Source organism: Nostoc sp. DedQUE09, from assembly GCF_034530915.1.
Lineage (GTDB): Bacteria > Cyanobacteriota > Cyanobacteriia > Cyanobacteriales > Nostocaceae > Nostoc.
Window position 1 is genome coordinate 126470 of sequence record NZ_JAVRCE010000008.1, and the last position, 22665, is coordinate 149134.

The 22665-nt window shown below is 40.9% G+C and carries 23 protein-coding genes; 9 read left to right on the forward strand and 14 right to left on the reverse strand.

The genetic code is table 11. From position 1 onward, the window contains the following. Window positions 1-92 precede the first annotated feature (92 nt). A complete protein-coding gene (locus RMY27_RS07830) occupies window positions 93-1208 on the forward strand; it encodes a Gfo/Idh/MocA family oxidoreductase (protein WP_322661963.1) in 1116 nt (371 codons plus the stop codon). A gap of 37 nt (window positions 1209-1245) precedes the next feature. On the opposite strand, the gene RMY27_RS07835 is transcribed toward RMY27_RS07830, so the two are convergent. Next, complete coding sequence (locus RMY27_RS07835; protein ID WP_322661965.1) at window positions 1246-3372, reverse strand: ATP-binding protein; 2127 nt, start codon at window positions 3370-3372, stop codon at window positions 1246-1248. 294 nt (window positions 3373-3666) lie between these two features. Between RMY27_RS07835 and RMY27_RS07840 the strand changes: the two genes are divergently transcribed. The 3 genes from RMY27_RS07840 to RMY27_RS07850 all read left to right on the forward strand — a co-directional run bounded on the left by RMY27_RS07840 (window position 3667) and on the right by RMY27_RS07850 (window position 6287). Beyond that, window positions 3667-4407, forward strand: a complete 741-nt coding sequence (locus RMY27_RS07840) for a RibD family protein (RefSeq protein ID WP_322661967.1) — start codon at window positions 3667-3669, stop codon at window positions 4405-4407. Window positions 4408-4631: 224 nt separating this feature from the next. Then, complete coding sequence (locus RMY27_RS07845) at window positions 4632-5813, forward strand: GNAT family N-acetyltransferase (protein ID WP_322661969.1); 1182 nt, start codon at window positions 4632-4634, stop codon at window positions 5811-5813. A 90-nt stretch (window positions 5814-5903) separates the two neighbouring features. Next, the gene (locus RMY27_RS07850) at window positions 5904-6287 is read left to right on the forward strand and encodes a DUF4346 domain-containing protein (protein WP_322661971.1); all 384 of its coding nucleotides are present in this window, start codon (window positions 5904-5906) and stop codon (window positions 6285-6287) included. A 48-nt stretch (window positions 6288-6335) separates the two neighbouring features. Here RMY27_RS07850 and psb32 read toward each other — a convergent pair whose 3' ends face one another. Continuing rightward, a complete protein-coding gene (gene psb32 / locus RMY27_RS07855; protein ID WP_322661973.1) occupies window positions 6336-7073 on the reverse strand; it encodes a photosystem II repair protein Psb32 in 738 nt (245 codons plus the stop codon). A 586-nt stretch (window positions 7074-7659) separates the two neighbouring features. On the opposite strand from psb32, the gene surE reads away from it, so the two are divergent. The 4 genes from surE (at window position 7660) to RMY27_RS07875 (ending at window position 10297) form a co-directional block, all read left to right on the forward strand. Next, the gene (gene surE, locus RMY27_RS07860) at window positions 7660-8340 is read left to right on the forward strand and encodes a 5'/3'-nucleotidase SurE (protein WP_322661976.1); all 681 of its coding nucleotides are present in this window, start codon (window positions 7660-7662) and stop codon (window positions 8338-8340) included. Between the two features lie 303 nt (window positions 8341-8643). Beyond that, entirely contained in the window at window positions 8644-9267 is a 624-nt protein-coding gene (locus tag RMY27_RS07865) for a hypothetical protein (protein WP_322661978.1), read from the forward strand. Window positions 9268-9353: 86 nt separating this feature from the next. Then, window positions 9354-9518, forward strand: a complete 165-nt coding sequence (locus RMY27_RS07870) for a hypothetical protein (protein ID WP_322661980.1) — start codon at window positions 9354-9356, stop codon at window positions 9516-9518. 2 nt (window positions 9519-9520) lie between these two features. After that, the gene (locus RMY27_RS07875; RefSeq protein WP_322661982.1) at window positions 9521-10297 is read left to right on the forward strand and encodes an MGMT family protein; all 777 of its coding nucleotides are present in this window, start codon (window positions 9521-9523) and stop codon (window positions 10295-10297) included. 45 nt (window positions 10298-10342) lie between these two features. Here RMY27_RS07875 and RMY27_RS07880 read toward each other — a convergent pair whose 3' ends face one another. The 3 genes from RMY27_RS07880 to RMY27_RS07890 form a co-directional block, all read right to left on the reverse strand. Beyond that, on the reverse strand, window positions 10343-11071 hold the full coding sequence (locus RMY27_RS07880; RefSeq protein ID WP_322661984.1) for a hypothetical protein: 729 nt from the start codon (window positions 11069-11071) through the stop codon (window positions 10343-10345). A 394-nt stretch (window positions 11072-11465) separates the two neighbouring features. Next, entirely contained in the window at window positions 11466-11864 is a 399-nt protein-coding gene (locus RMY27_RS07885) for a hypothetical protein (RefSeq protein WP_322661986.1), read from the reverse strand. A 152-nt stretch (window positions 11865-12016) separates the two neighbouring features. Next, a complete protein-coding gene (locus RMY27_RS07890; RefSeq protein ID WP_322661988.1) occupies window positions 12017-12241 on the reverse strand; it encodes a hypothetical protein in 225 nt (74 codons plus the stop codon). A gap of 393 nt (window positions 12242-12634) precedes the next feature. On the opposite strand from RMY27_RS07890, the gene RMY27_RS07895 reads away from it, so the two are divergent. Then, window positions 12635-13087, forward strand: a complete 453-nt coding sequence (locus RMY27_RS07895) for an Hsp20/alpha crystallin family protein (protein WP_322661989.1) — start codon at window positions 12635-12637, stop codon at window positions 13085-13087. 401 nt (window positions 13088-13488) lie between these two features. On the opposite strand, the gene RMY27_RS07900 is transcribed toward RMY27_RS07895, so the two are convergent. The 9 genes from RMY27_RS07900 to RMY27_RS07940 form a co-directional block, all read right to left on the reverse strand. After that, window positions 13489-13638 (reverse strand): PsaJ protein, encoded by a 150-nt coding sequence (locus RMY27_RS07900; RefSeq protein WP_322661991.1) that lies wholly within the window; start codon window positions 13636-13638, stop codon window positions 13489-13491. Window positions 13639-14242: 604 nt separating this feature from the next. Beyond that, window positions 14243-16423, reverse strand: coding sequence for a CHASE2 domain-containing serine/threonine-protein kinase (locus RMY27_RS07905; protein WP_322661993.1), 2181 nt, complete (start codon window positions 16421-16423; stop codon window positions 14243-14245). Window positions 16424-16615: 192 nt separating this feature from the next. Beyond that, window positions 16616-18592 carry an FHA domain-containing protein gene (locus RMY27_RS07910; RefSeq protein ID WP_322661995.1) on the reverse strand — a complete coding sequence of 659 codons (1977 nt, stop codon included), beginning with the start codon at window positions 18590-18592 and terminating at the stop codon, window positions 16616-16618. After that, window positions 18589-18792, reverse strand: coding sequence for a DUF6760 family protein (locus RMY27_RS07915; RefSeq protein WP_313931140.1), 204 nt, complete (start codon window positions 18790-18792; stop codon window positions 18589-18591). The genes RMY27_RS07910 and RMY27_RS07915 overlap by 4 nt, the downstream gene beginning before the upstream one ends. Continuing rightward, a complete protein-coding gene (locus RMY27_RS07920; RefSeq protein ID WP_322661997.1) occupies window positions 18735-19118 on the reverse strand; it encodes a phage tail assembly protein in 384 nt (127 codons plus the stop codon). The genes RMY27_RS07915 and RMY27_RS07920 overlap by 58 nt, the downstream gene beginning before the upstream one ends. A 357-nt stretch (window positions 19119-19475) precedes the next feature. Continuing rightward, window positions 19476-19823: a hypothetical protein gene (locus RMY27_RS07925; RefSeq protein ID WP_251959044.1), complete on the reverse strand. Its 348-nt coding sequence runs from the start codon at window positions 19821-19823 to the stop codon at window positions 19476-19478. An 11-nt stretch (window positions 19824-19834) separates the two neighbouring features. After that, complete coding sequence (locus RMY27_RS07930) at window positions 19835-20329, reverse strand: phage tail protein (protein ID WP_322661999.1); 495 nt, start codon at window positions 20327-20329, stop codon at window positions 19835-19837. A 22-nt stretch (window positions 20330-20351) separates the two neighbouring features. Next, window positions 20352-20807: a phage tail protein gene (locus tag RMY27_RS07935; protein WP_094331970.1), complete on the reverse strand. Its 456-nt coding sequence runs from the start codon at window positions 20805-20807 to the stop codon at window positions 20352-20354. Between the two features lie 167 nt (window positions 20808-20974). Further along, a complete protein-coding gene (locus tag RMY27_RS07940; RefSeq protein WP_292739593.1) occupies window positions 20975-22636 on the reverse strand; it encodes a phage tail sheath family protein in 1662 nt (553 codons plus the stop codon). Between the last annotated feature and the right edge of the window lie 29 nt (window positions 22637-22665).

The following is a 22665-nucleotide window of genomic DNA, read 5'->3' on the forward strand; positions in this document are numbered from 1 at the left end:
AGGGGGATTAGTCGATAATCAGTTGATTGTCAGTGGTCATTTGTCCTTTATATACAAATGACAAATGACAAATGACAAATGACTAATAACTAATGACAAACCAAATTAATATTGCTGTCATCGGAGTTGGGCGTTGGGGAGTGCATCTGCTGCGAAATTTTTTAGCAAATCCCCAAGTAAATGTAGTTGCTGTAGTAGATCCCCATCCAGAACGATTAGCGGCGGTAAAGCAGCAGTTTAATTTAGATAACAATGTAATATTAACAACCCAGTGGCAAGATTTAAAGACAGTGCCAGGATTGACAGGAGTTGCGATCGCAACTCCTGCTACTACCCACTATGCTTTAATTAAAGACGCTCTCCAACAGGGATACCATGTTTTGGCAGAAAAGCCCCTAACTCTCAATCCAGCAGAATGTCGGGAACTTTGCCACTTAGCAGAACAGCATCATTTAATACTAACTGTTGACCATACTTATTTATTTCATCCAGCGGTTGAGCAAGGAAAAACTGTAGTACAAGCGGGTAAATTAGGTGATTTACGCTATGGTTACGCCACCCGCACCCATTTAGGGCCTGTCCGGCAAGATGTTGATGCGCTGTGGGACTTAGCCATTCATGATATTGCAATCTTTAACGCTTGGCTTGGCCAAATTCCTATAAAAGTACAAGCAACGGGTACTGTGTGGCTACAGGGAGCAGGGGAGCAGGGGAGCAGGGGAGCAGGGGAGCAGGGGAGCAGGGGAGCAGAGGTGAGTCCATATACGGATTCTGCTCTGCCTCAAGGTTTGGCAGATTTAGTATGGTTGACACTGACATATCCAGATGGCTTTCAAGCTTATATTCACCTGTGCTGGCTGAATTCTGATAAACAGAGACGGCTGGGGATTGTGGGTAGTCTTGGCAGCTTGATTTTTGATGAAATGTCAGTATCATCACCCCTAACCCTGCTACATGGTGAGTTTGAACAGCAAGGGAATCAATTTATTCCTGTGAATCAAAGACAGATAGCGCTGGAATTACAGCCAGGAGAACCATTGGGGCGGGTTTGCTCCTCCTTTGTTGCCTCTATCCTCAACAATACTCCCTCGGAGGCTTCGTCTGGCTGGGTAGGCACTGAGTTAGTAGAAATTCTTGCTGCTCTAACATTATCTCTTAGCCAAGGCGGTAAACCTGTTTTTTTGAGCGATCGCATCGTCAAGGATTAAAATCAAGAGTACTGATGAATATGGACTTTTGACTAAATTACGTCTTGAAAGTCCCATTTGCACAAACTCCTCCTTTTGGAAGACTTACCAAAATAGTTTGCAGGGGCGAAAGACGAATCTGGCAAGTCTCATTTCCAAATAGCAACTGGGGCTTCGGGAACTTTTCTTTGTCTAGCTCTATTTTCACAGACTTGTTGATCCCCAAAGAGGAACTTCCCCCAGATTCCTGTAGGCTAGGATAGCGGCTTGCCTTTACTGCCTCATTCCCGGAGAATCCAAGATCCCCAACATTTGCTTCTTTATTTGGAGCAGCTAACAGTGAGATATCAATCAAAGGTAAGGTAATTTTCAGCGTCGTACCTTGATGAAGTCCCGCACTTTCAAGAGTAATGCTGCCTCCCATGAGTTCGATTAAGTTTCGTGAAATCGCTAGTCCCAGTCCAGTACCTTCAAACTGGCGTGTAGTACTGCCATTCACCATTATAAAGGGGCGAAATAGTTTGTGCTGTTGAGTTGGATCAATGCCTATACCTGTATCTTTGACAGCTATTACCACCTGAGATTTACCATGACTAGATTGAATTTCTGTAGCAATGGTGATGCTTCCGGTGTCGGTGAACTTGGTGGCGTTGCCGATAACATTAATCAGCACCTGTTTGAGTTTTCCCGCGTCTGCCTTAATTGGGATCACTTGGGGAGCTAATTCACATTTCAGTTGCAAGCCCTTTTGTTGAACATTAACTGATTGTAAATTAATCACCTCTAATAATATTTGTCGGAGGTCAATAGGTGTAGAGATGACCGAAAGCTTACCTGCTTCAATTTTAGAAATGTCGAGTAAATCATTAATAATACCTAGCAAGTGAATCGTTGTTTCATCAGCACGTTTGAGAAACTCCATTTCTTCTTCCCGGTCATCACATAAGCCCTCTTCAACCAGGCGAATGCAGTTAATAATAATATTTAATGGGTTTCTCAATTCATGAGAAGTCGTAGCCAAAAACTGGCTTTTAATCTGGTTAGCACTTTTTGCTTCTTTCCAAGCTATTTCTAGTTCTTCCGATCCAGCTTTCAGCCGTTCTACCATTTGGTCTAATGCTTGGGCCAGTTGATTGAATTCCCGAATTTGAAAATTGTGCGGAACTGGTTGTGCAGCATGGTGAGAGTGAATATTGAGAGCGTAGTCTCGCAATTCTTCTACAGGACGGGCTAAGTAAGGAGCTAAATATAGGGATGCTAACAAACTTGCGCCAATCAAACCAACTGTCAGAACGATAAGAATTAATTTAATTTCCTCTAAACCAAAAAGCGCATTATCGACACTACTAACAGCTAAAACTATCCATTTTTGCTGTTGCTGTTGAGTAAGTGGATTTGCAATAACTGTATAGCCAGCGACTAATTCTTCTCCCTGTCTAAAAGACAAATTTATCGAATCGTTTTTTCCCGTAATTGCATTTTTAATTATGCTCTTGATTTGGGAAGCATGAGGGTGCTGATTGATATTAGTTCCTACCCAGTCTGTGAATGGGTGTGCCAAAATTGTGCCATCTTCAGCAATCACTACCATAGCGCCTGTGAGCGATCCCGGCGGATTTCTGGTTTGTTGGTACAATGCAGATTGAATACTTAAGCTGTAAACTGAATTTCTTCGGCTATCGGAAACTGGTGCAGATAGAACTACTTGCAGTTGATTTTGTGCATTTCTTTTTCCAGTCGTTCCTACCTTTGACGGTAAGATTGCTTTAATATAAACTCCATCACTAGGCAAAGGTAATTTCAATTCTCCAATTTCTCGATCCCCACAGCTACTAGCAATTATCTTCTGGTTGAGGAGATTTTTTAATTGGATGCACTCAATACTAGCTGGAAGTTGTTGCTTTAACTGCGTGAGAAATTCTTGCTCTTGTATAGGCGAATCCGACGGAATAACTGTTGTTTTACTTACACTCAGCAGATTAGCTTTTAAGATTGCGATCGCATCTCCAATTCTTTCCCCTTTACTGATGGCGCTTTCTGTTAAATTTTGCCGTGCAGTTCTCAATATACTAGTACGTGCCTTATTCAAGGCAACAATTTCGCCTACAAGCAAAACTGGAACAAACAGCAGCAATATTCTCGTTACTAAAATTCGACGAAAGGAAGATTGGCGGGGATTAGTCATCGACTGTCTCACTTTGCACCTGCAATCTACAACACCAAAGATATGCAATTAGACCAGCTAGATGAGACATTTTATTAAATTATCAGAATTTTATTTTCAATGTTTAAAAATAACAAATTGCTATAATTCAAAAAGAAACGTGGTATACCAAAACTCGTATATGCTAGATGTAAAAGCGATTTTTGTTGCATATCAATACAGTGGTAAAATGATAAAACAGTAGCTTGCAGGTATGGTTTTGTTTGAGAATCTACACACAACTAAAGAAAATATTAAAACTATTAAATCAATTGAATGTTGCAACATCGTCCTCATACTACAGTTGTTTTAGCAATGAGTGCAGATGGCAAGATAGCAGATTTTAAGCGATCGCCTGCTCGGTTCGGCTCAAGGGTTGATAAAGCACACTTAGAAAAACAAATTGCTGCCTCTGATGCCGTTTTGTTCGGTGCTGGAACTCTGCACGCATATGGAACAACACTTACTGTAACCGATCCAACTCTAGTGCAAATTCGGGCGCAAGAAGGGAAGCCTCTACAGCCAGTTCATATAGTGACTACACGCTCTGCAAACCTTAATCCGGAAATTCACTTTTTTAAGCAACCAGTCAGACGCTGGCTACTCACCACAAGAGCAGGAGCATTTTCGTGGAAAGAACGCTTACAGACGCTTCCCTCAACTTTGGGAACCGGAGTACAGGAGTACCCTCCAAAATTCGAGAAGATTCTGGTTTTTGAAACGCCAACGCGAGAAATTGACATTCTCGCAGCCTTAAAGCAAGTAGCCACTCTACATATAACACGCTTGGTGGTCTTGGGTGGAGGTGAATTAGTCGCTTCCTTGCTGGAACTGGATTTAATTGATGAATTATGGTTAACAGTCTGTCCACTGATTTTAGGTGGTAATACTGCACCCACACCCGTCGCAGGGAAAGGATTTTTACCTGATTTGGCTCCCAAGTTACAACTTATAGAAGTTCATACAGTTGAGCAAGAAGTGTTTTTGCACTATCGTCTGCAACGACCAGCAGATTAGATTACGCTAAGTTAAGTTATTTATTGGAGATGGGGCATGGAGGATTGGGCATTGGGCATGGGCAAAGGGAAAGGGGTAAGGGGAAAAGGGGAAGGGGAAAAGGGGAAAGATTAAATTTATTCCTTTTCCCTTTAACCTTTTCCCTTTAACCTTTAACCTTTAACCTTTTCCCCTGCCTCCCCTGCCCCTCTGCCTTCCCACTCCCTACTCCCTACTCCCCTAAGATGGTGGAACAACTTAAGCCTCGCTATTCTGTCGTTTGGACAAACAAAATCGCTGAAGTACCCCAAAATGCCTGGAATGCTTTGGCAATGCCACTCAAAACGCCATTTTTAGAATGGGAGTGGCTGAATAATCTCGAAACTTCCCACAGTGTTACGGCTAAAACTGGTTGGTTGCCAAATCATTTGACACTGTGGCGAGATAAAACGCTGATTGCTGCTGCGCCACTTTATCTTAAAGGACATAGTTCTGGTGAATTTGTTTTCGATCACCAATGGGCAGAGTTAGCCGATCGCATCGGAGTTCAATATTACCCAAAATTGCTGGGAATGACACCATTTACCCCAGCAGAAGGTTATCGGTTCTTAATCGCCCCAGGAGAAGATGAGGATGAAATCACAGCGTTGATGGTGCATGAAATTGATACTTTTTGCTCCAAAAATCGGATTTCTGGGTGTCATTTTCTCTACGTCGATCCCGAATGGCGTCCGATGCTAGAACGGCATGGCTTTACAACTTGGCTGCACCACAGCTATATCTGGGAAAATGCTGATTTTAAAACTTTTGATGATTACTTGAAGGTGTTTAATGCCAATCAACGGCGCAATATCAAGCGGGAACGCAAAGCTGTAGAGAAAGCAGGTTTACGATTGCAACCACTGAGTGGCGATCAAATTCCTCAGTCTTTGTTTCCCTTGATGTACCAATTCTATGCTGACACGTGTGATAAGTTTGGCTGGTGGGGTAGCAAGTATCTCACACGGAGGTTTTTTGAGCAGCTACACACCGATTATCGTCATCGAGTCTTGTTTGTTGCCGCATATAGCGAGGAAGATAATTCTCATCCTTTAGGAATGTCTTTTTGTTTATTTAAAGATGACAAACTCTATGGACGCTATTGGGGGAGTTTTCAAGAAATAGATTGCTTACATTTTGATGCTTGCTATTATGCACCGATTGAGTGGGCGATCGCTAACAATATCCAAATTTTTGATCCTGGCGCGGGTGGGCGACACAAAAAACGGCGTGGTTTCCCCGCTATGCCCAATCACAGTTTGCACCGCTTTTACAATAATCGTTTAGGACAAATTATTCGTCCCTATATTAAGGAAGTGAATCAACTCGAACAACAGCAGATTGAGGCAATTAATGCAGAGTTGCCATTTAGTAACCGAGATTCTTAAAAATTTGCCAAGGCAGAGGGTGAACGACGAATTACACTTGATATAGAGTATAAAAACCCTGAAAAAAGAAAATTTCTTTTTATAGTGCTTATGGATTTAATAGTTGAAGATTTAACGGCAATTGATGATAAACTTTCCCAGCGTCATATTGACCTTGATCCCGGTGGATATTTCATTATTTACTTAGATCGAGACGCAGGGTTAATTTATGCCAAGCATTTTACAAATGTGATTGACGATCGCGGTTTAGCTGTCGATCCCGAAACGGGAAAGGTAATTCCAGCGCGAGAAAAGGTAGAACGAACTCATACAACAGTTTTTAGCGCCAGAACGGCGAAAGAACTTTGCGTGAAAATTTTTGAAGAAACTCAGCCCTCTCCTGTAACTCAATTAGATCATGCAGCTTATCTGGGTCGAGAGTTTGTCCGGGCTGAGGTAGCTTTAGTTACAGGGCAAGAGTATGTTCAAGATTAAAGTTAGGAGTGAGGAGTTAGAAGAAATTACTCCTAACTCCTAATGCCATTACCCATTAGATGAAGGCTGATTTATCTGATAGATATAGTAAGTTGCCATTGGGATAACGGTGGCAGCAATTAACAATCCTACTACCCAAGCAGTAGCGTTACCTTGGTTGGTTTCCTCTGCTTTCTTGTAAGTGCCTCCAACCTGTACATTGTCAGTTATTTGGGGTGGCCCTGGATCGGCTTTGCCAGAGAGAACGGCGACAAGGCGATCGCTTGCATCGAGAAATGCCTGGTTGTATTTATCACCATTGCGTAACGGCACACTTACTGTTTCAGTTGCTACACTCTCGGCAATAGAGTCAGTAAGTATTGGCTTGACTTCATCCCCAGTAATAATGGCAGTACCATTAGTAACTGTATCAAGAACCAATAAAGTTTGATTAGCTTGGGCTGCTTTTGTCGGAAACCATTTTTCAAACAGTTCTTTAGTAAAACTTTCTGGCGTTTCACCGTAGTCGAGGCGGCGAACAGTAACAATTCTTACTTCCTTATCTGTTTGCTTTGCCAAATCCTTAAAAGCGCTGCTAATCTTGCCTTCATTCAGACGGCTGATGACTTCACCTTGATCCAAAACCCAAGTGTCATTCCTTGCTGTCAGGCTGGGTATTTGATACACACCTGTGGCTAAAGCAGGTGTAGCAAATAGCGAGGCTGCGAAAATAACCGTCACCAAAGGTAGAATTAGCCAGATAAGGTGTTTTTGACTGCTAAAAACTTGTTTGAGGAGCTGTTTCATCGTGTGATCCCTAAGACAGATTTGCACCAAAAATACTACAGAACCACTGCAAAAATCACCTCGTTCCCGATTTTCTTCAGTGTAAAATTTCTGATATTCCCAGTAAATTATGTATATTGTACGGGATTTTTGATTACACAAACTTGTTCTAAGGGCGGTTGCAAGCATTAACCTGACGCTAAACCCCTTACTACTCAAAGAAATACCGCCCATTTTGGGAATTAACCCAAATGCTTAGGGCGGAATTTGCAAACCATCTAGAAATCATATCGTATGATTCATATTTTGGTTCAACAATGCCATATTTTTTCATATCTGCGAGTAGCTTTTCTTGACGTACTCACTAGATATCTGAGTGAAAAAGAATGTAAAGATGTTATCCTGCTACATCTCTACAAGGATTCTGGACAATGCATATTTAATTTATATACAGCAGATTTCAAGTAGCTGAGGTAGACAAGCTAAGTTTGTTACCCAGGTATAAAGCGGATTTTACTCTTGAATTCTGAATTCTGCTGTAGATGTCTATGTGATGGTTGATATCTGCATTTTTCTGATATTTTAGCTAAATCAATATCATATATACATGACTATACTTTTAACTAACGACGATGGCATTGATGCCCCTGGTATCCAAGCGCTACTCAAAGCTGTAAACGGCAAAAATTCTATTATCGCTGCTCCTGCCGATCATCAGTCTGGCTGTGGACATCAAGTTACTACTACTCGTGCTATCAACCTCCAACGACGTTCTGAGACTGAGTATGCGATCGCAGGTACTCCCGCTGATTGTGTGAGAATTGCGATTACACAAATTGCCGCGGATGTCAAATTTGTACTTTCAGGTATCAATGCTGGGGGGAACTTGGGAGTCGATGCCTACATTTCTGGCACAGTGGCAGCCGTGCGGGAAGCCGCAATGCACGGTATTCCCGGAATTGCCATTTCCCAATATCGCAAAGCCAAGCAGAATTTTGATTGGGATCTAGCTGCCAAATTCACAGCTGAAGTTTTAGCCGATTTACTCAAACGTCCCCTAGAATCAGGAAGCTTCTGGAATGTGAATCTGCCGCATCTGCAACCAGGAGAACCAGATCCTAATGTAGTATTTTGCCAAGCCTGTACCAAACCTTTACCCGTGAACTATCGAATTGAAGGCGATAATTTTTATTATGTAGGGGAATATGGCAAACGCGATCGCACTCCTGGCAGCGATGTAGATGTATGTTTTTCTGGTAATATCGCCGTCACCCAGTTAAGAGTTTGACATCAGCCATCAGTTACTAGTTAACTGCTACCTAATACTTTTCGGTTAACGGGGAAAGGGGAAAGAGAAAAGGTTTTAATTCACCTTTCCCCCTTGCCCTTTAACCTTTTCCCAGGCAAAAAGAGAGATTTTTAGGCTTATCCGAAAAGTATTGAACTGCTTAGTGGATATTTAGAAGAGCTTGTAGGGCTATTAATTAATCTTATGGGTATGTGGTGCGATCGCGATCGAAATTTTCAAGGATTTGAAATCTGGTAAAGTTTCAGTGGTACTGAACACTAACTTCAAAAAAAGGAGAAATTTATGCAGTTTCTCAAAATTCTTCTTGTTGCACTCGTATTAATGGTGAACCTGCTAATTGCTCAACCCTCTTGGGCAGGCAAGGATTTCACTAAAGGGGCTGACTATGCTGAGGTAACTCAGGCGCTCAATCAACTTCTAACTGTAAAAAATACACCTGAGCAAGCTGGCTATACACCTGAGCAATTCCAGCAGCGACTGGCACAATTGCAGTTTCAGAAAAATGTCATAGAAACAGCTAGAAAGCGGGCGCAGTGCCGCAATGAAACTGGAAAGACTTTGGCTGTCTATGCCAATAAACCAAAAAAAATTCCAACCCAACTCTATTTTCTGGGCGCAGGAACAATCACCGATGATGATTGGGATTGCGATGGCATTTACTTACCCGCAGGTTCTCAAGTGGTTTTAGGCCCAAACGCTCAACCACAACAACTGACTGAACCCATCGCTATTAAGTTTGTCGATGGTACACAGTCTCTTGCTAGAACCAATCCAGCCACTGGTGCAATTGAATTGAATGTTGAACCTGCCAAAGTATTCAAGGCGGGTGAGAGTAGCTGGTTGCTCCCTACTTTTTCCCAAGCGGATATCGATACGCAAATTCCCACTCCACAACTCATTGACTAATCTCATCTAAATAATTCAACTTTTATGTACTTACCGCATAAAAGTTGAACTAAAGAAACAGGATATATCAAGTAAAATTCTTACCATTGAACAATCAACTTTTAATTAAGGAAAAATTACAAGCAAAGTTTGAGAAGATTCCAATTAAGAGCAATGGCTCTCCCATTATGGAAGCTTATTCATTCTTCGTAAATCCAGTGATTTGTCTGACTTCACCTCCTCAATTTAAAATTGATCGCGCCACTGAATGAATATGGCTCTCTCAATCATGCATCTTTTCAGCAAAGTAAAACCAGGCTCGGCGATGGTAGAGCTTAACACATTAAATTTAAAGGTAAGTCATGGCATAGAAGGAGATATTAATGCCAATCCGATAAGCCCCAGGCAAGTTTTAATTGTTAGGTACGAAGATATTTCCGACTTATCAATTCAACCAGGAGAATTGCGAGAAAATATTGTGGTTCAAGGTTTAGAAGTTGATAGATTTATCCCTGGCTCTTTGCTAACCTTTGAAAGTGGTGCGGCAATTAGATTAACTTTTCACTGCGAACCATGTAAGCGCATAGCTCACTTGGTAGAATCATTAAAAAGCATCCAAGAGAAAAGAGGAATTTTAGGCGTAGTTATTAAATCAGGTCAAATTCAGGTTGGTAGTAATTTTCAGGTGGAAGCTCATAAATTTCCAGCATTATCTGAAAATCCATATAAACGATTCCTAAATTTTATTATCAAAATCCCAAGTGGAAAAGTAGTTACATATAAACAGATAATCAAAGCTATAGGAGTAGATAATAGCTATCTAAGAGCTATTCCTATATACCTAAAAAAAACTTCGGCTGCTGATTATCCCTTACATAGAATATTAGACTCTAAAGGTTATTTGATAACTTATGTGAGCCAACAAAAAAATAAGTTGGAAATAGAAGGAGTTCAGGTTTCATCTGAAGCAGATTTATTAAAAAACTTAAATAGGAATTTTGTGAAAATTAAAGATTATTTATGGGAAGATAATACTTTACATTTAGAATAGATATTATTATAATTTTAGTAATATCATCCTGTATTCATAGTTTCATCAAGACGACCCCTGATTTTTAATTTGTTTAGATGTAGCTTCCATAAAGTCGATAAAAACTTTTATAAGCTTATGAATACCCTCGCTACCTCCTGCAATTAAACCTCCTGTCAGCAGTGCATCTAAACAACGAAAAATAACTATTTGTATTGGATTATCTAAATCAATAACTACAAGTGGCTCAATTGAGCGAACACCTATTGCGCTCATTAAAAGACCGAATAAAAGGGATGTCCATAGAGCAATTGTTCGTGTATCAGATTTATAGGCTGTTCTTTGGCGCTCTTTTTCATTTATATCATCCATTTGTGGCTGGAAAATTTTTAATGAATTTTGTTGATTTTGTGTAAAATTTTGGATGATTTGCTGTTCTAAACTCATTCCTTCTGGTGGGAGTCCACTGATTTGATTTGATACCAAAGAAGGAAACTGTTGCTGTTGTCCTTCCATAAGTTTTATTTTCTCAGAGATTAGAGCCTTTTCTTGCTGAATACTAATATCTAATTGTTCTACAAATGGGCCACGCCAAGTAGTTATAAAAACTTCTAAAGAACGCTCTAGCAACAAAGAAATGAATAATTGCAATGTCAGCAATTGGACAATATCATTAACCCCAAATGGTTTTAAAACAAATGGTTTAGATGATAACCAAGTTGATAAAGTTACTACTAAAAAACTAATAATAATTAACACAATAAATAGAGGAGATTCTGGAGAAAGCTTTAACAACGTACCTATACTCCTGTTTCGCGTCACAATATTTAACACAGCCTGGAGGTGAAAACTACACCTGCTGAGTAACTTAACAACGTTAATTTGATAGAACAGTAAATAATTTATGACCCGTCCCTTTTTTCTAAAAGTGTGATAAATTACGCTTTTGTGGGAGCAGACAGCATTCCAGCGCTACTGTGCATGGGACGACGTTAGAGCAAGTAGCAACCGCAGCACCAACTAAAAACCCCTCCAATACCTTGGAGGGGTTAAAATCATTTTTGCGAATGAGATGGTGATTAGGGGGAGACAGGAGCTTTTCCTGTTCGGTTACGCATTTTCTTGTCAAAGCAACCAGATGATAGTACAGCATTTTATAAATCCATTACGAACCTCTGCAAGTCTGTACTTAGTAAGATAAATCATTAGTGCTGCCCAATGAGGTCAGCTGCGATTCGACAGCGTTTAGATAACCTTTATCATTCAAAGCTTCTTGTGCTGGTAACTTTTTAGCGTTGATAGCAGTCTTAACCACATTTAATGCAGTCAGGTTTCCTGTTTGGTATTGGGATACCAAAGCGCTACCGCTAGGACTACCCTGTGCTTTCAGATTACTTTGATAAGCTACAAATGCAGCATCAAAGGGTTTGAAGTAGCTGACCTTATTGGAATGAGTAGATAAATTGTTAGAGTTGATAGCTATAGATTCGCCACTATTGTTAGTAGCTATTTGAACGCCACTCATTCCAGGCAATAAAGCAATAGAAGTAACAATGAGTACAGAATCGATCAAGATAGAGACTTTCATAGGATTATCCTTAGTTATAGTAAAGTACAATTAATGTTCTTGAGTAATAGAGTCTTATTTTTTATCTGTCTTAACTTCCTGCATCCAGTTCACCTGAACGGTTGATTTGCTCCTCACCCATTCGGGTGATTTAATTGAGCGCATGCTACGGTTCATTCAAAGTTGCTAAGACCCATCATCTGATAAGCAAGAACAGCAGTATCAAAGGTTTTGAGGCAATTGATATTTGTGGAATCGTTGCGTAAAGTATCAGATTTGACAGATGTGTTAATTGATGTGGCACTTTTGTGATAAGTAGCTATTTGGGTTCTAGCAATACTAGGTAGGACACTAAAATTAAGAATGTGTGCAAAATCAAGCAGGGAAAGGAGTTTCATTATTAATGCTGTGTTGGTTAGTAAATCGGGAGTAAAGCTCAGGACAAACTTGAACAGATATATATTTAACTGAGGTTATCTAAAAATTTATGCAACGCTGTTACTCAGTTGTAGACATAGCCCAACTGAGGCATCGTATTTCTGCGCTATCCCTTCAACAGCAGATTTATTGATTTAGGATAATTGAATCTAATTTGTCTATTCGGTAAACCCGAATAGACAAATTAGAGCAAACCGTAAAAATTTTTCTATCTAATTTGGTGCGGTAATCATCAATTAGTTGGTGTCAAAAACCGAATTTACAGCAGCTTTAACTATACATAATATGAATATGTAAGCACAAAGTTAAGTGCAAAACTTATTAAACAAAGTTAACTAAAGCGAGGAAAAGTTATGACACTAGTTCGTTGGAATCCTTGGAGAGAAATTGACACTCTACAACACCAAATCAATAGCTTATTTGAAGATACCAGACTCCCATCTGCATTGTTTGACAAAGGCTTAAGCAAAGTTCCTGCTGCTGAAATTCAAGAAACTGAAGATGCAATTCATCTGAAGCTAGAACTGCCAGGACTAGAAGCTAAAGACTTGGATGTGCAAGTCACAGAAAATGCTGTTTACGTTAGCGGTGAGCGGAAGTCTGAAACGAAAACAGAGGAAAAAGGTGTTACCCGAAGTGAGTTTCATTACGGTAAATTTCAACGCGTAATTCCTCTATCGACTCGGATTCAAAACACTAACGTTACAGCAGATTATAAAGATGGTATCTTGAATCTGACACTGCCTAAAACTGAGCAAGAAAAGAACAAAGTCGTCAAGGTTAATTTGGAACAATCTGCTAGCTAATAGGTCGTACTCAGATTACTTTACCTCCTTTGAGAGATTGAGATAACTAAAAGCCCGGTCACTTTCGTGACCGGGCTTTTTTGTAACAATCCTCAAAACTATATTTAAAAAAAGTGCTAGAGAGCAAGGCTGTTACTGGATTTGAAAAATTTTACTTACATTAATGACAAGTACTCGATTTAATTGGAAACTTACCACGAAAGTATGATAAAAGATTTGTTGAATACCCGCGTTTGTCATTGACGTAACAGACGCGCCAGAAGACGTTGGCGCAGGCATCGCTCCCACAAATGTTAGGTAAAGATGAAAGATGTCACTAATGGATAGGCTTGCAACAAAGAGATACGGAAATGAGGTTTTCCAGATAGCCTAAACACTTAGTTACATCATCACCACTCATGTTATGGCATAGGATGGAAAAGAAGATCGGGTAAAAAATAATTAAAAATTGCCCACGTAGAGAAGGCAACTGATATCGAAATAACGGCAAGAACAGGAGCGAGGGAAAGGTACTTAAGGAAATAGTTTTTTTGATCGTTGGGTTTCTGCATATAGCACTCAGTAAAGAATTAGCGGATTAAGTTGAAATAACGCGGCTAAACGATAATTTACTTGTCTGTAGTATACAAAGAGCCAAAAAAAACACCGTTGTTAGCGTTGCATTTATAAACTCCTATATAAAATTACAAGTTCAATTTGTTCTTACGCTTCAATAATAATAACTAATACTCCACTACACCTCTAACCAAAGGCTAGATCAATATTAAATTAATTTGTAATCTCAAACACAAAAAAATATCGTTATTACTCGAAGAATTTTTATAGAAACAGAGCTAGAGACTTACCTTAATGAGAGGAAGATTCATGCTATAGTATCTCTAGATACCTAAAATAAATACAAAAAACCCTTAACTGGACTGAACTGTATTGCCTACGATCTAGGTTTTTATGTAGAGTTTCTTCCTGATATGACAGGAACCCTTGCTTTCAAAAATAATGCCGATGCTGCTACTAATAAATGACTTTATGGGACAAGTTTAGTTGCCTAAGATACCTTTATTAGTAATGTAATAGATACCTCTAAATCGATTAATAATCTTGAAGATGGTAATGAAGTCCATGTATAATTTTTTCGTTAACAGAGCATACAGAGTACTAGAGACTTTCAAGGGTTTTAAGCACCTCTGCTGCTGACTGATATCGTTGAGTGAAGTCGAAATGTACCATTCTATTTAAAATCATAACTAACTCGTTGCTAGCGTCAGTGAATTCGCGCCAATGTAGCCAAATCTGTTGATTAGTATCAGCTTCACTTTGGATAATTATTTCACCAGTATTTGTGTCTCTGCGAAATTCTCTGGGTTCTACCCCAGTTAAGCCTTGTATTCCCATAATTCCCAAGGCATAAATATCACTGTTGAGTTTTGGCAACCCGCTCATTTGTTCAGAAGGTGCATAATTAGGAGTGCCAATTGAAATTGTCTGAGCTTCTTGCTGCTGAGGTTGAATCTGCTTAACAGCGCCAAAGTCAATTAAAACAATGTGCTGATCTGATTCTCGCCTAATTAAGTTGCTAGGTTTGATATCTCGATGGATTACGCCATAACTGTGAACAAAAACCAGCACATTTAAAACTTCTTTGAGTATCTCCACAACCTCAGCTTGTTTTAGTCGCTTTCCAGTAGCTAACTCTTTATCCATAGCGTGCCCTCGAACAAATTCTTGCACTAGGGAAAATTGTCGATTTTCTTCAAAAAAAGCTAGCAGTTGGGGAATTTGTGGATGCTTACCCAAAGTTTCTAAAATTTCTGCTTCAGCGTTGAATAGCCGTCTGACAACATTTAAATACTCTGCATCTTGGTGAGGAGGTCGCAACTGTTTGACCACACACTGCGGATTACCAGGACGCTGGATATCGTCAGCCAAATAAGTATTGCTAAATCCTCCAGAACCCAAGGGTTGAGTAATTTTGTAGCGATTATTTAGTACCGTTCCTAGTGCAATTTCTTGCCCAATGGAGTCAGCTATTACTGTTGGCGCTTCATTTAAGGCGTTGCCGCGCTGCCGTAAAAGACCTTGCAATTCTAGAATTAATTGTTGGTGTTCTTGAACCCGTTGGGTAATTTCTTTTTGCTCTTGCTTGGTTTGATAAGCGCTATAGGCAAGAACACTGCTGGCGGTAAATACTAGCCCCAACGCCGGAGGTATGACTGGGAACCATCCAGCTTGGGTAAAAATGACAAAATTAGCTCCAAATAATACTGTAAGGGCTGTTGCTGCTGCCAATCCTAAGCCTAGTGGATGTTGAATCCGCCATACCAGCAAACCACCAACTACAGTCCATCCCCATATCCAAAGGACTTTACCCCACTCAGGCAAAAACCAAAATAGAGGCTGTTTGTTAAGAACGGTACTGAGAATTTGACTAACGCTGTGGGCATGAATTTCAATTCCGGCCATCTTGCCGGAATTATCTGACTTACCACTAGCAAAGGGCGTATTAAAAATATCATTTAAACTATTGGCTGTTGAACCAATTAAAACGATGCGGTCTTTAACTAAATCTGGTTTAACTTGATTTGCAAGTACTTCTGTAATAGTTACCTGCTGGGCAACCTGATGACCAGAACGGTAATTAAGCAGGATTTGGTAGCCATTGGTATCTGCTTTTTCATAGCCGCCAGCGTTACTTTGCAGGGGTTTAAATACAGTATTACGTAGTTGTAGTTCCTTTTTGGGGGTAAATTCTAGTTGGATGCCTCCAACTTCTAAATATTTGAGCGCTAGTTGTAAGCTAAAAGAATAGGTACTTTGACAAGAATCGGATTCTTCTGCACTTACCAATAAAAGGTTGCGGCGAATTGTAGCGTCAGTATCTTCTACGACATCATTAAATCCTACTCGCTCTGCTTCAACGCCTTTTGGGGGTGCTATCCCCGGATTGTTAGAACCCGCATGTTTGCAAATAGGAATGATTATATCGCTCTGTTGGAGACGTTGCAGTAGCTTGTCATGACCAGGCGGTACTGGTAAGTCACGAAAAATATCTAAACCAATGACTCGCGGTTGATATTCTTCAAGTTTGCCTAATAGTTGGTCTAGAAGTTCACTAGACAAGGGCCAATTCCATTTTTGGATATCTTTTTCACTTAAGGCAACAATCAACAGACGAGTGTCTGGGCCTGAGTCGGCACGTAGTTGCATCATTTGGTCGTAGACCTTCATTTCTAGAGGCTCGAAAACCCCCAGTTTTTGAATGCCTACTAACAGAAGTGTTGCGATCGCACTTGAAAGAATAACTGGCTGTCTAAATAAACTTTTAAAATTTACAACCATTTTTGCAGTCTATTTTACTTTAAAATATACCTATATTTTGAGATTAATTTTTAATATTGAAATTATTCTACGCAATTTGCAACTTTTCAAAAAATCTAATAATCATATTTTACGTGTGAAAATCTCAAGAGTCAGATTCCCGATTTGTTTAATAAACCGGGAATTTTGTTGTTTATGAATGATTAAGTATGGTTATATCGATTTCAGATAATGCACAATCGCCTCAGCTGTTGACAAATTAGTAGCCAATAAAACTTGATTAATAGTGCATAATCTTAACAGTGCTTCTTCATTTGCTTGACCTGACTGAGGTTGCAGCAAATCTCGCAGGAAAATAACTGCTACAATTTCTCCTGCTCCAACCAATGAAGCAATTGTTTGATATCCTCCAGAAGTTGGTGCGGGGGTTTGTTGACTAATCGTTATCCCTGCCTGCTGATGTAAAACTTCACTAACAGATGGCCAGGTAATGGTAAAACTCTGCGAGAAAAATTCCTGATGCTCAGAAACCAATTCAACAAGCTCTGATTTTTTGCTTTCATGAGCAATCAGTACTATATTTCTTTCAATGATTGCTTGAGGAGACTCACTAACATTTGTTTCTTCTGGAGTTTCATCAAAACGATCTTCTTCTACTTCAGGAAATTCTTCAATAGTTTGACTGATGCTCTCAGTAGCTCCACTTTCTGCTGTTTTCAAAGACAGAATATCATCTGAGTCAGAAATGTTACTTATTTGTGCAGCAACATCATCAACGTATAGACTAACTTCTTCAGTACTTGCATTACTCAAATCAATGTATTGATTGCTTAAAACTTCCGCAACGGCATCATCAGGTGCAGTTGATGCTTCAGAAACTTCGCTTATTGTTTCATCCACCGCAGAAGTAGGTTCTAATTCGTCAACATCTGCGCTGTCTGCTGCTGTAACTGATGTATCCCAATCTATTGCTTCATCAATGATATCCCGTGTAACTTGGCTTTCCTCTTCTGGTGCTTGTGGCTGAATCTCTTGGTTTTCAAGAACTTCACTGACTTCTTCTGCGACTGGCGTATCCACATCTAGTACTTCATCGTGAGTAGTTTCGGAAATGTTACTCTCCTCCTCAGATACATGGTGGAAAATATCGCGCGGCTGAACGGAGGTAACTTCTGCGGCTAGTGCTGCCTCCAACTCTGCATTTTCATTGTAGGTAGTTTCTGGAATAGCACTCTGTGCAGGAACTTCGTTGAAAATATCACGTGGCTGTACGAAGGTAACTTCTGCTTCTAGTGCTGCTTCTAACTCTGCATTCTCGTCGTAGATAATTTCTGGAATAGGACTTATATCACGCTGTTGTACGAAAGTAGATTCTGTTGCCAGTGCTGGTTCAAAGCTTACAGCCTCATCGTGATTAGCTTCTGGAAGGACACTTTCCTCTTCAGGAGTTTCAATGATGTTTTCAGGTGCAGCTATGGCGTTATCAGGTTCAGTCAAAGAAACTTCTGAGGCTTCGCTGACTTCGGGAACCTCTACTTCCTCACTATCGGCGCTGACTTCTGGTGTAACTAATGTCCGCAAATCCACAATTTCATTACGCACATCGTGTGGAACTTCGCTAACTGCTTCTGGTGGCTGAATGATGTTTTCAGGGATGACATCATCAGGTTGAGTCGAAACAACTTCTGAGATTTCACTGATTTCTAAAGAAGGGGGTGCTTCTACTTCGGGACTAATTGGCGGTGGAACTTCGCTAACTACCTCTGGGACTGGATTAACAACATTGGCAGCGCTGACATTTTCAGGCGATCGCGGCCGAGAAAACAGTGAAGGATCTATAATTCTAAAGACTGTCTCTGGTTGCTCATAAACGGGAGCAACTGCCTCCAAAATCAAAACATAATCTGCAATCCGAATAATATCTCCATCACTCAAAGAATATGGTCGATCTTTTTCAGCCTGTTTCCCATTAACTATTGAGCCATTTCTACTACCAAGGTCAGAGAAGTAGTAATTTCCATTTTTAACAAAAAACTTAGCATGTAACCGACTGATATCAGGGCTGTCTAGGATTAAATCAGAATCAGGAGAACGGCCTATTATCCATTCTCCTCTCGTTGGAGTTTCTGTGGTAAGGTCAACTTCATTGACTTCACTTAGATTTGGTGAGTAGCTAACTTTTACTTTCATATTAATTTTTGGTTAATTTTATTGATTTCTGCCACCCAGCGCTGACGGGTAGTGTGTTCTAAATTTAAAATATCATCTTGTGACCAGTGGAAATGATAAGCAATAAAAGCTACCTCCTCATATAAAGTATCAGAGGGGTAGCTTACGACTCCCCCGCTAGTTCTAGCTCCACTGAAAATTGAGTATTGCAGTGGGGACATTGTGTCGGAATGTGTACATTGCCTTGTTGATTGATTCGATTGTAAAATTCTCGGAGATAGGCAATGTCATGTAGGAGAAGTCCTTCGAGTAAATCAGGACTAACAGAATTGAAACTGCCCAAGCGAGTAATGACTCGTGCAAGCATTACTAATACGCCGTAAGCCGGATTTTCTTGAACTTTGCGTTCTTGTTGCACCAAAATTTCATCTTTGGCGGTGGCTAAACGCATCACCCCATGACGATGTACTCGTTGTTCGCTATCACTCAATCCTCTGGGAAGAGTGAAAGCAAATTCTGTGCAGAGAGTATCCTTTTTACGGCGCATAGGTTATTGGGGAGTGGGGAGTGGGGAGTGCTGAGTTAAGAGTGCTGAGTGCTGAGTTAGGAGTTAGGAGTTAGGAAGAAATATTATTGTTTCAAGCTTAAAACTCGGAAGTTGAGCCTTTTTGCTTAAACGTTGAGCCTTTGAACTCGGAAGTTGAGCCTTTTTACTTGAACGTTGAGCCTTTGAACTCGGAAGTTGCACCTTTTTACTTGAACGTTGAGTCTTTGAACTCAGAACTCAGAACTCAGCACTCAGAACTCAGCACTCAGCACTCAGCACTCAGAACTCAGCACTCAGCACTCAGCACTCAGCACTCAGCACTCAGCACTCAGCACTCAGAACTCAGCACTCCCCAATTCAATTATGAAGAAGTGCTTCGGGAGAATTTACTGTATCTTCTGGTATGGAAGTTTCGCCTTCTAAGCCATTGATTCGACGGTAAAAATCTTGGAGATAATTTAAATCTTGGGAAAAAAAGTTTTCCACGATTGCAGGAGTAACCTCTGATAAAGCACCCAAGTGGGTAATCACTCGCGACAAGATAATAATTGTGGCATAAACGGGATTCGCTTTAACACGTGGGTCACGCAAGGGTGCAATTTCGTCTATCGCCGTTGATAACCGCATTACACCTTTGCGATGGAGGTTGCCTTCAGAGTCTAGATACCCCTTTGGCAGTGTAAATTCAAACTCTGTGGGAAACATAATCCTCCTAATTATTTCACGCGTTTAAATTCCTCAAAAGCAACCTCCATCTCCTCAATTTCGATGTCATGGCTGCGGGCGTTGACATCGGCAATCTTGTAACTTGCAGGCCAAGCACCGGCTAATTCAAATCTAGCTACTTCTTGATTTGCCTGATTATAAATAGACAAAGCAACAAGTTTACGTTGCTGTGACCAATTACCCTGTTGGACTTTTTCAAACCACTTCCAAAAATCCATAGAGTTAGTGGTTCCTCTACGCAGAATGAGATTACCACTCTTGGGATTGCTAGGAAGCTTAGTTCTCACCACCTGACCTTTTGATTGCCCTTTTGTACCCCAGGTTTGAGAAGTGACTTCAGTAATTTCAATAACCTCTTGTGTTCTTTTAAAGCCTTGACACTCCAAAAAGAAACAATTGGCATCGTTTTGACCTTCTAATGTCAGTTCTAAATAGAACCGATGGGCTGTCAAAACTTCTGGAATTCGGCTTGCGGATTGTACCACTGTTAATTATTGGAAATGCTAATTATTTGATTCGTTTAATTCCTTCGTGAACCAATTCAACAGTCTCATTTGCCATATCACCACCAGAAGCTGTTAAGGTAGGCCCGGTGTATTTACAGGGATAACAATTGACAATATTCCAACGTGCTTTTTCAGAGCCTTGTTGGTCGTAAGCAACCACTGAACCAGTCTTACGATTCTGTGCCCACTTCCGAGGGTCTCCCATGTCTTCGTTACAGTCTTGATACCATTTATACAGGTCTATATCATCAGTGGCGATGACTTTTACTGTAATGTTGGTAAATTTAACAACAGTTGGTGTAGCTTGACGCATTAGTTTAGCGCCTTTAGATGAACCGTGAACTTCTTGCGCTGGCGTATTTTCAACGCCTAGTCCGCTAATTTCTTTGATAAATTTATCAGTAATTCCGTCAGCCTCAAAGTAAAATTTACAAGAGGTTAAAAATTCGCCTGCCATACTTTTAGACTCCTTTGTGTGTAGTTAATTTGGGAATGAGGGAGCAGGGGAGCAGGGGAGCAGGGGAGCAGGGGAGCAGGGGAGCAGAGGAGAAGTTACAGTAGGTTTTTCGGCTCTGCCTGTCTGCCCCTCCGCATCTCTGCCTTTTGTTCCCTATGCCCCATACTCTATTCGCTGTCTTCAATGCCATTCCATTGGCTGATGCGGAAAACAACAAATTCAGCCGGTCTTACGGGACAAACTCCGACTTCAATATATAAACGTCCTAAAATTCTGGTTTCTGGTGGGTTCAATTCTTCGTCGCACTTGACATAGAATGCTTGGGCTGGAGATGCACCAAATAAAGCGCCTTCACGCCAGATACGTTCTAAGAAATTACTGACGGTGCGGGTGACACGCGCCCATAAATCTTGGTCGTTCGGTTCAAAAACTACCCACTGAGTCCCCAATTCTAGGGATTTTTCGATATAACTAATTAATCTACGCACGCTGATGTAACGCCACTCTGTTTTATCTGGCTCAACTAGAGTGCGTGCGCCCCAAATGCGGATACCTCGATTGGGGAAGCTGCGAATACAATTTATCCCCAAGGGATTTAATAGTTCTTGTTCGCGGAAGTTTGTGTCATAGCCCAAACCAATTACGCCTCTGGGAACTTCATTTGCTGGGGCTTTGTAAACTCCTCTGGTTTCGTCGGTGCGGGCCCAAACACCCATCACATGGCCACAAGGAGGTACTAAAATTGGATTACCGCGATCGCGTGGATTGGGTACTTTAATCCAAGGATAATAAAGGGCCGCAAACATCGAACGACGGTTAAATCTGTTCAACCATTCCACTACTTGTTGCGGTTTGACGGCTTCCGGTGGCGAATCCAATACAACCATACGGTTGGGCGGATTGGGAATATCGCCACTGGCAGAACCCTCGCACATACTAATCATCAGTTCGATGATGCCGTGAACTTGATCTAAATTTAGTACTTGTTCTTGATAAGCCCGCATCACATCAGGACAAGCCAGCATTGTGATTTCATCAACTTCAAAGATACCGCGTACCCCGGTGCGATCGTCTCGAACCCCTTCTAAATTTTGCGAAAATCTATCGGGTGTGGCAGCAACAATGGGCGGCGCTAGTTCATATTGACCATTCACCGGACGACGAGCTAAAGGTTGTCCGCTTTGAGTGATGTCTTCTACAGTGACATACATCGAATTTCTCAATGCCGCCAGCGCATAAGTCGCCGTTTGACCATTAGGCTCGCGGTTCATTGTCAAATTCTCATATTCTTCTAAAAGTTCATCTCCGCGACGAATTTGGATGGTGAAATACTCGCCCGTATTTGGAGGTGCTTCTCCTTCAGTACCTTCAGGTAGGGCACGCGGCGAACCATCTATAATAACGATATTTACTAATCCGCCTGCTGCTTGCTCAGGACGCAAAGTAAAACGCAGGGCTGGACGATTACCTCGAGCGTTGATTCGTAAGTTAGCTGGTTCTGGAGTCGCGGGTTTGGGTGCGCCTGGTAACTGAGTGCCGATACTTGTTACCCAGCAACGACCGCCACCGTTCATAAAGTAGCCGTAGACTGAAAAGGGTAAATAGGCGTTGAAGTCGGTGAAGCCGTCAGAGTTGGGACGAGCAAAGTAGTTTAAAAATTGCGTCCAAGTGGTTACTAGCATGGGCTTGTATAATTCAGCCCCACCGCGAACGTCTTCTGTAAAACCTACAAATCCGGCAACTGCTGTGCTAACACCTTCAATTGGTCGGCTACCCCGGTCAATTTCTTCAATGTAAACACCAGGAGCAAAGTAATCAAGTCTAGCCATGAAAGTTTCTCCAAGTCAGTAAAAATCTA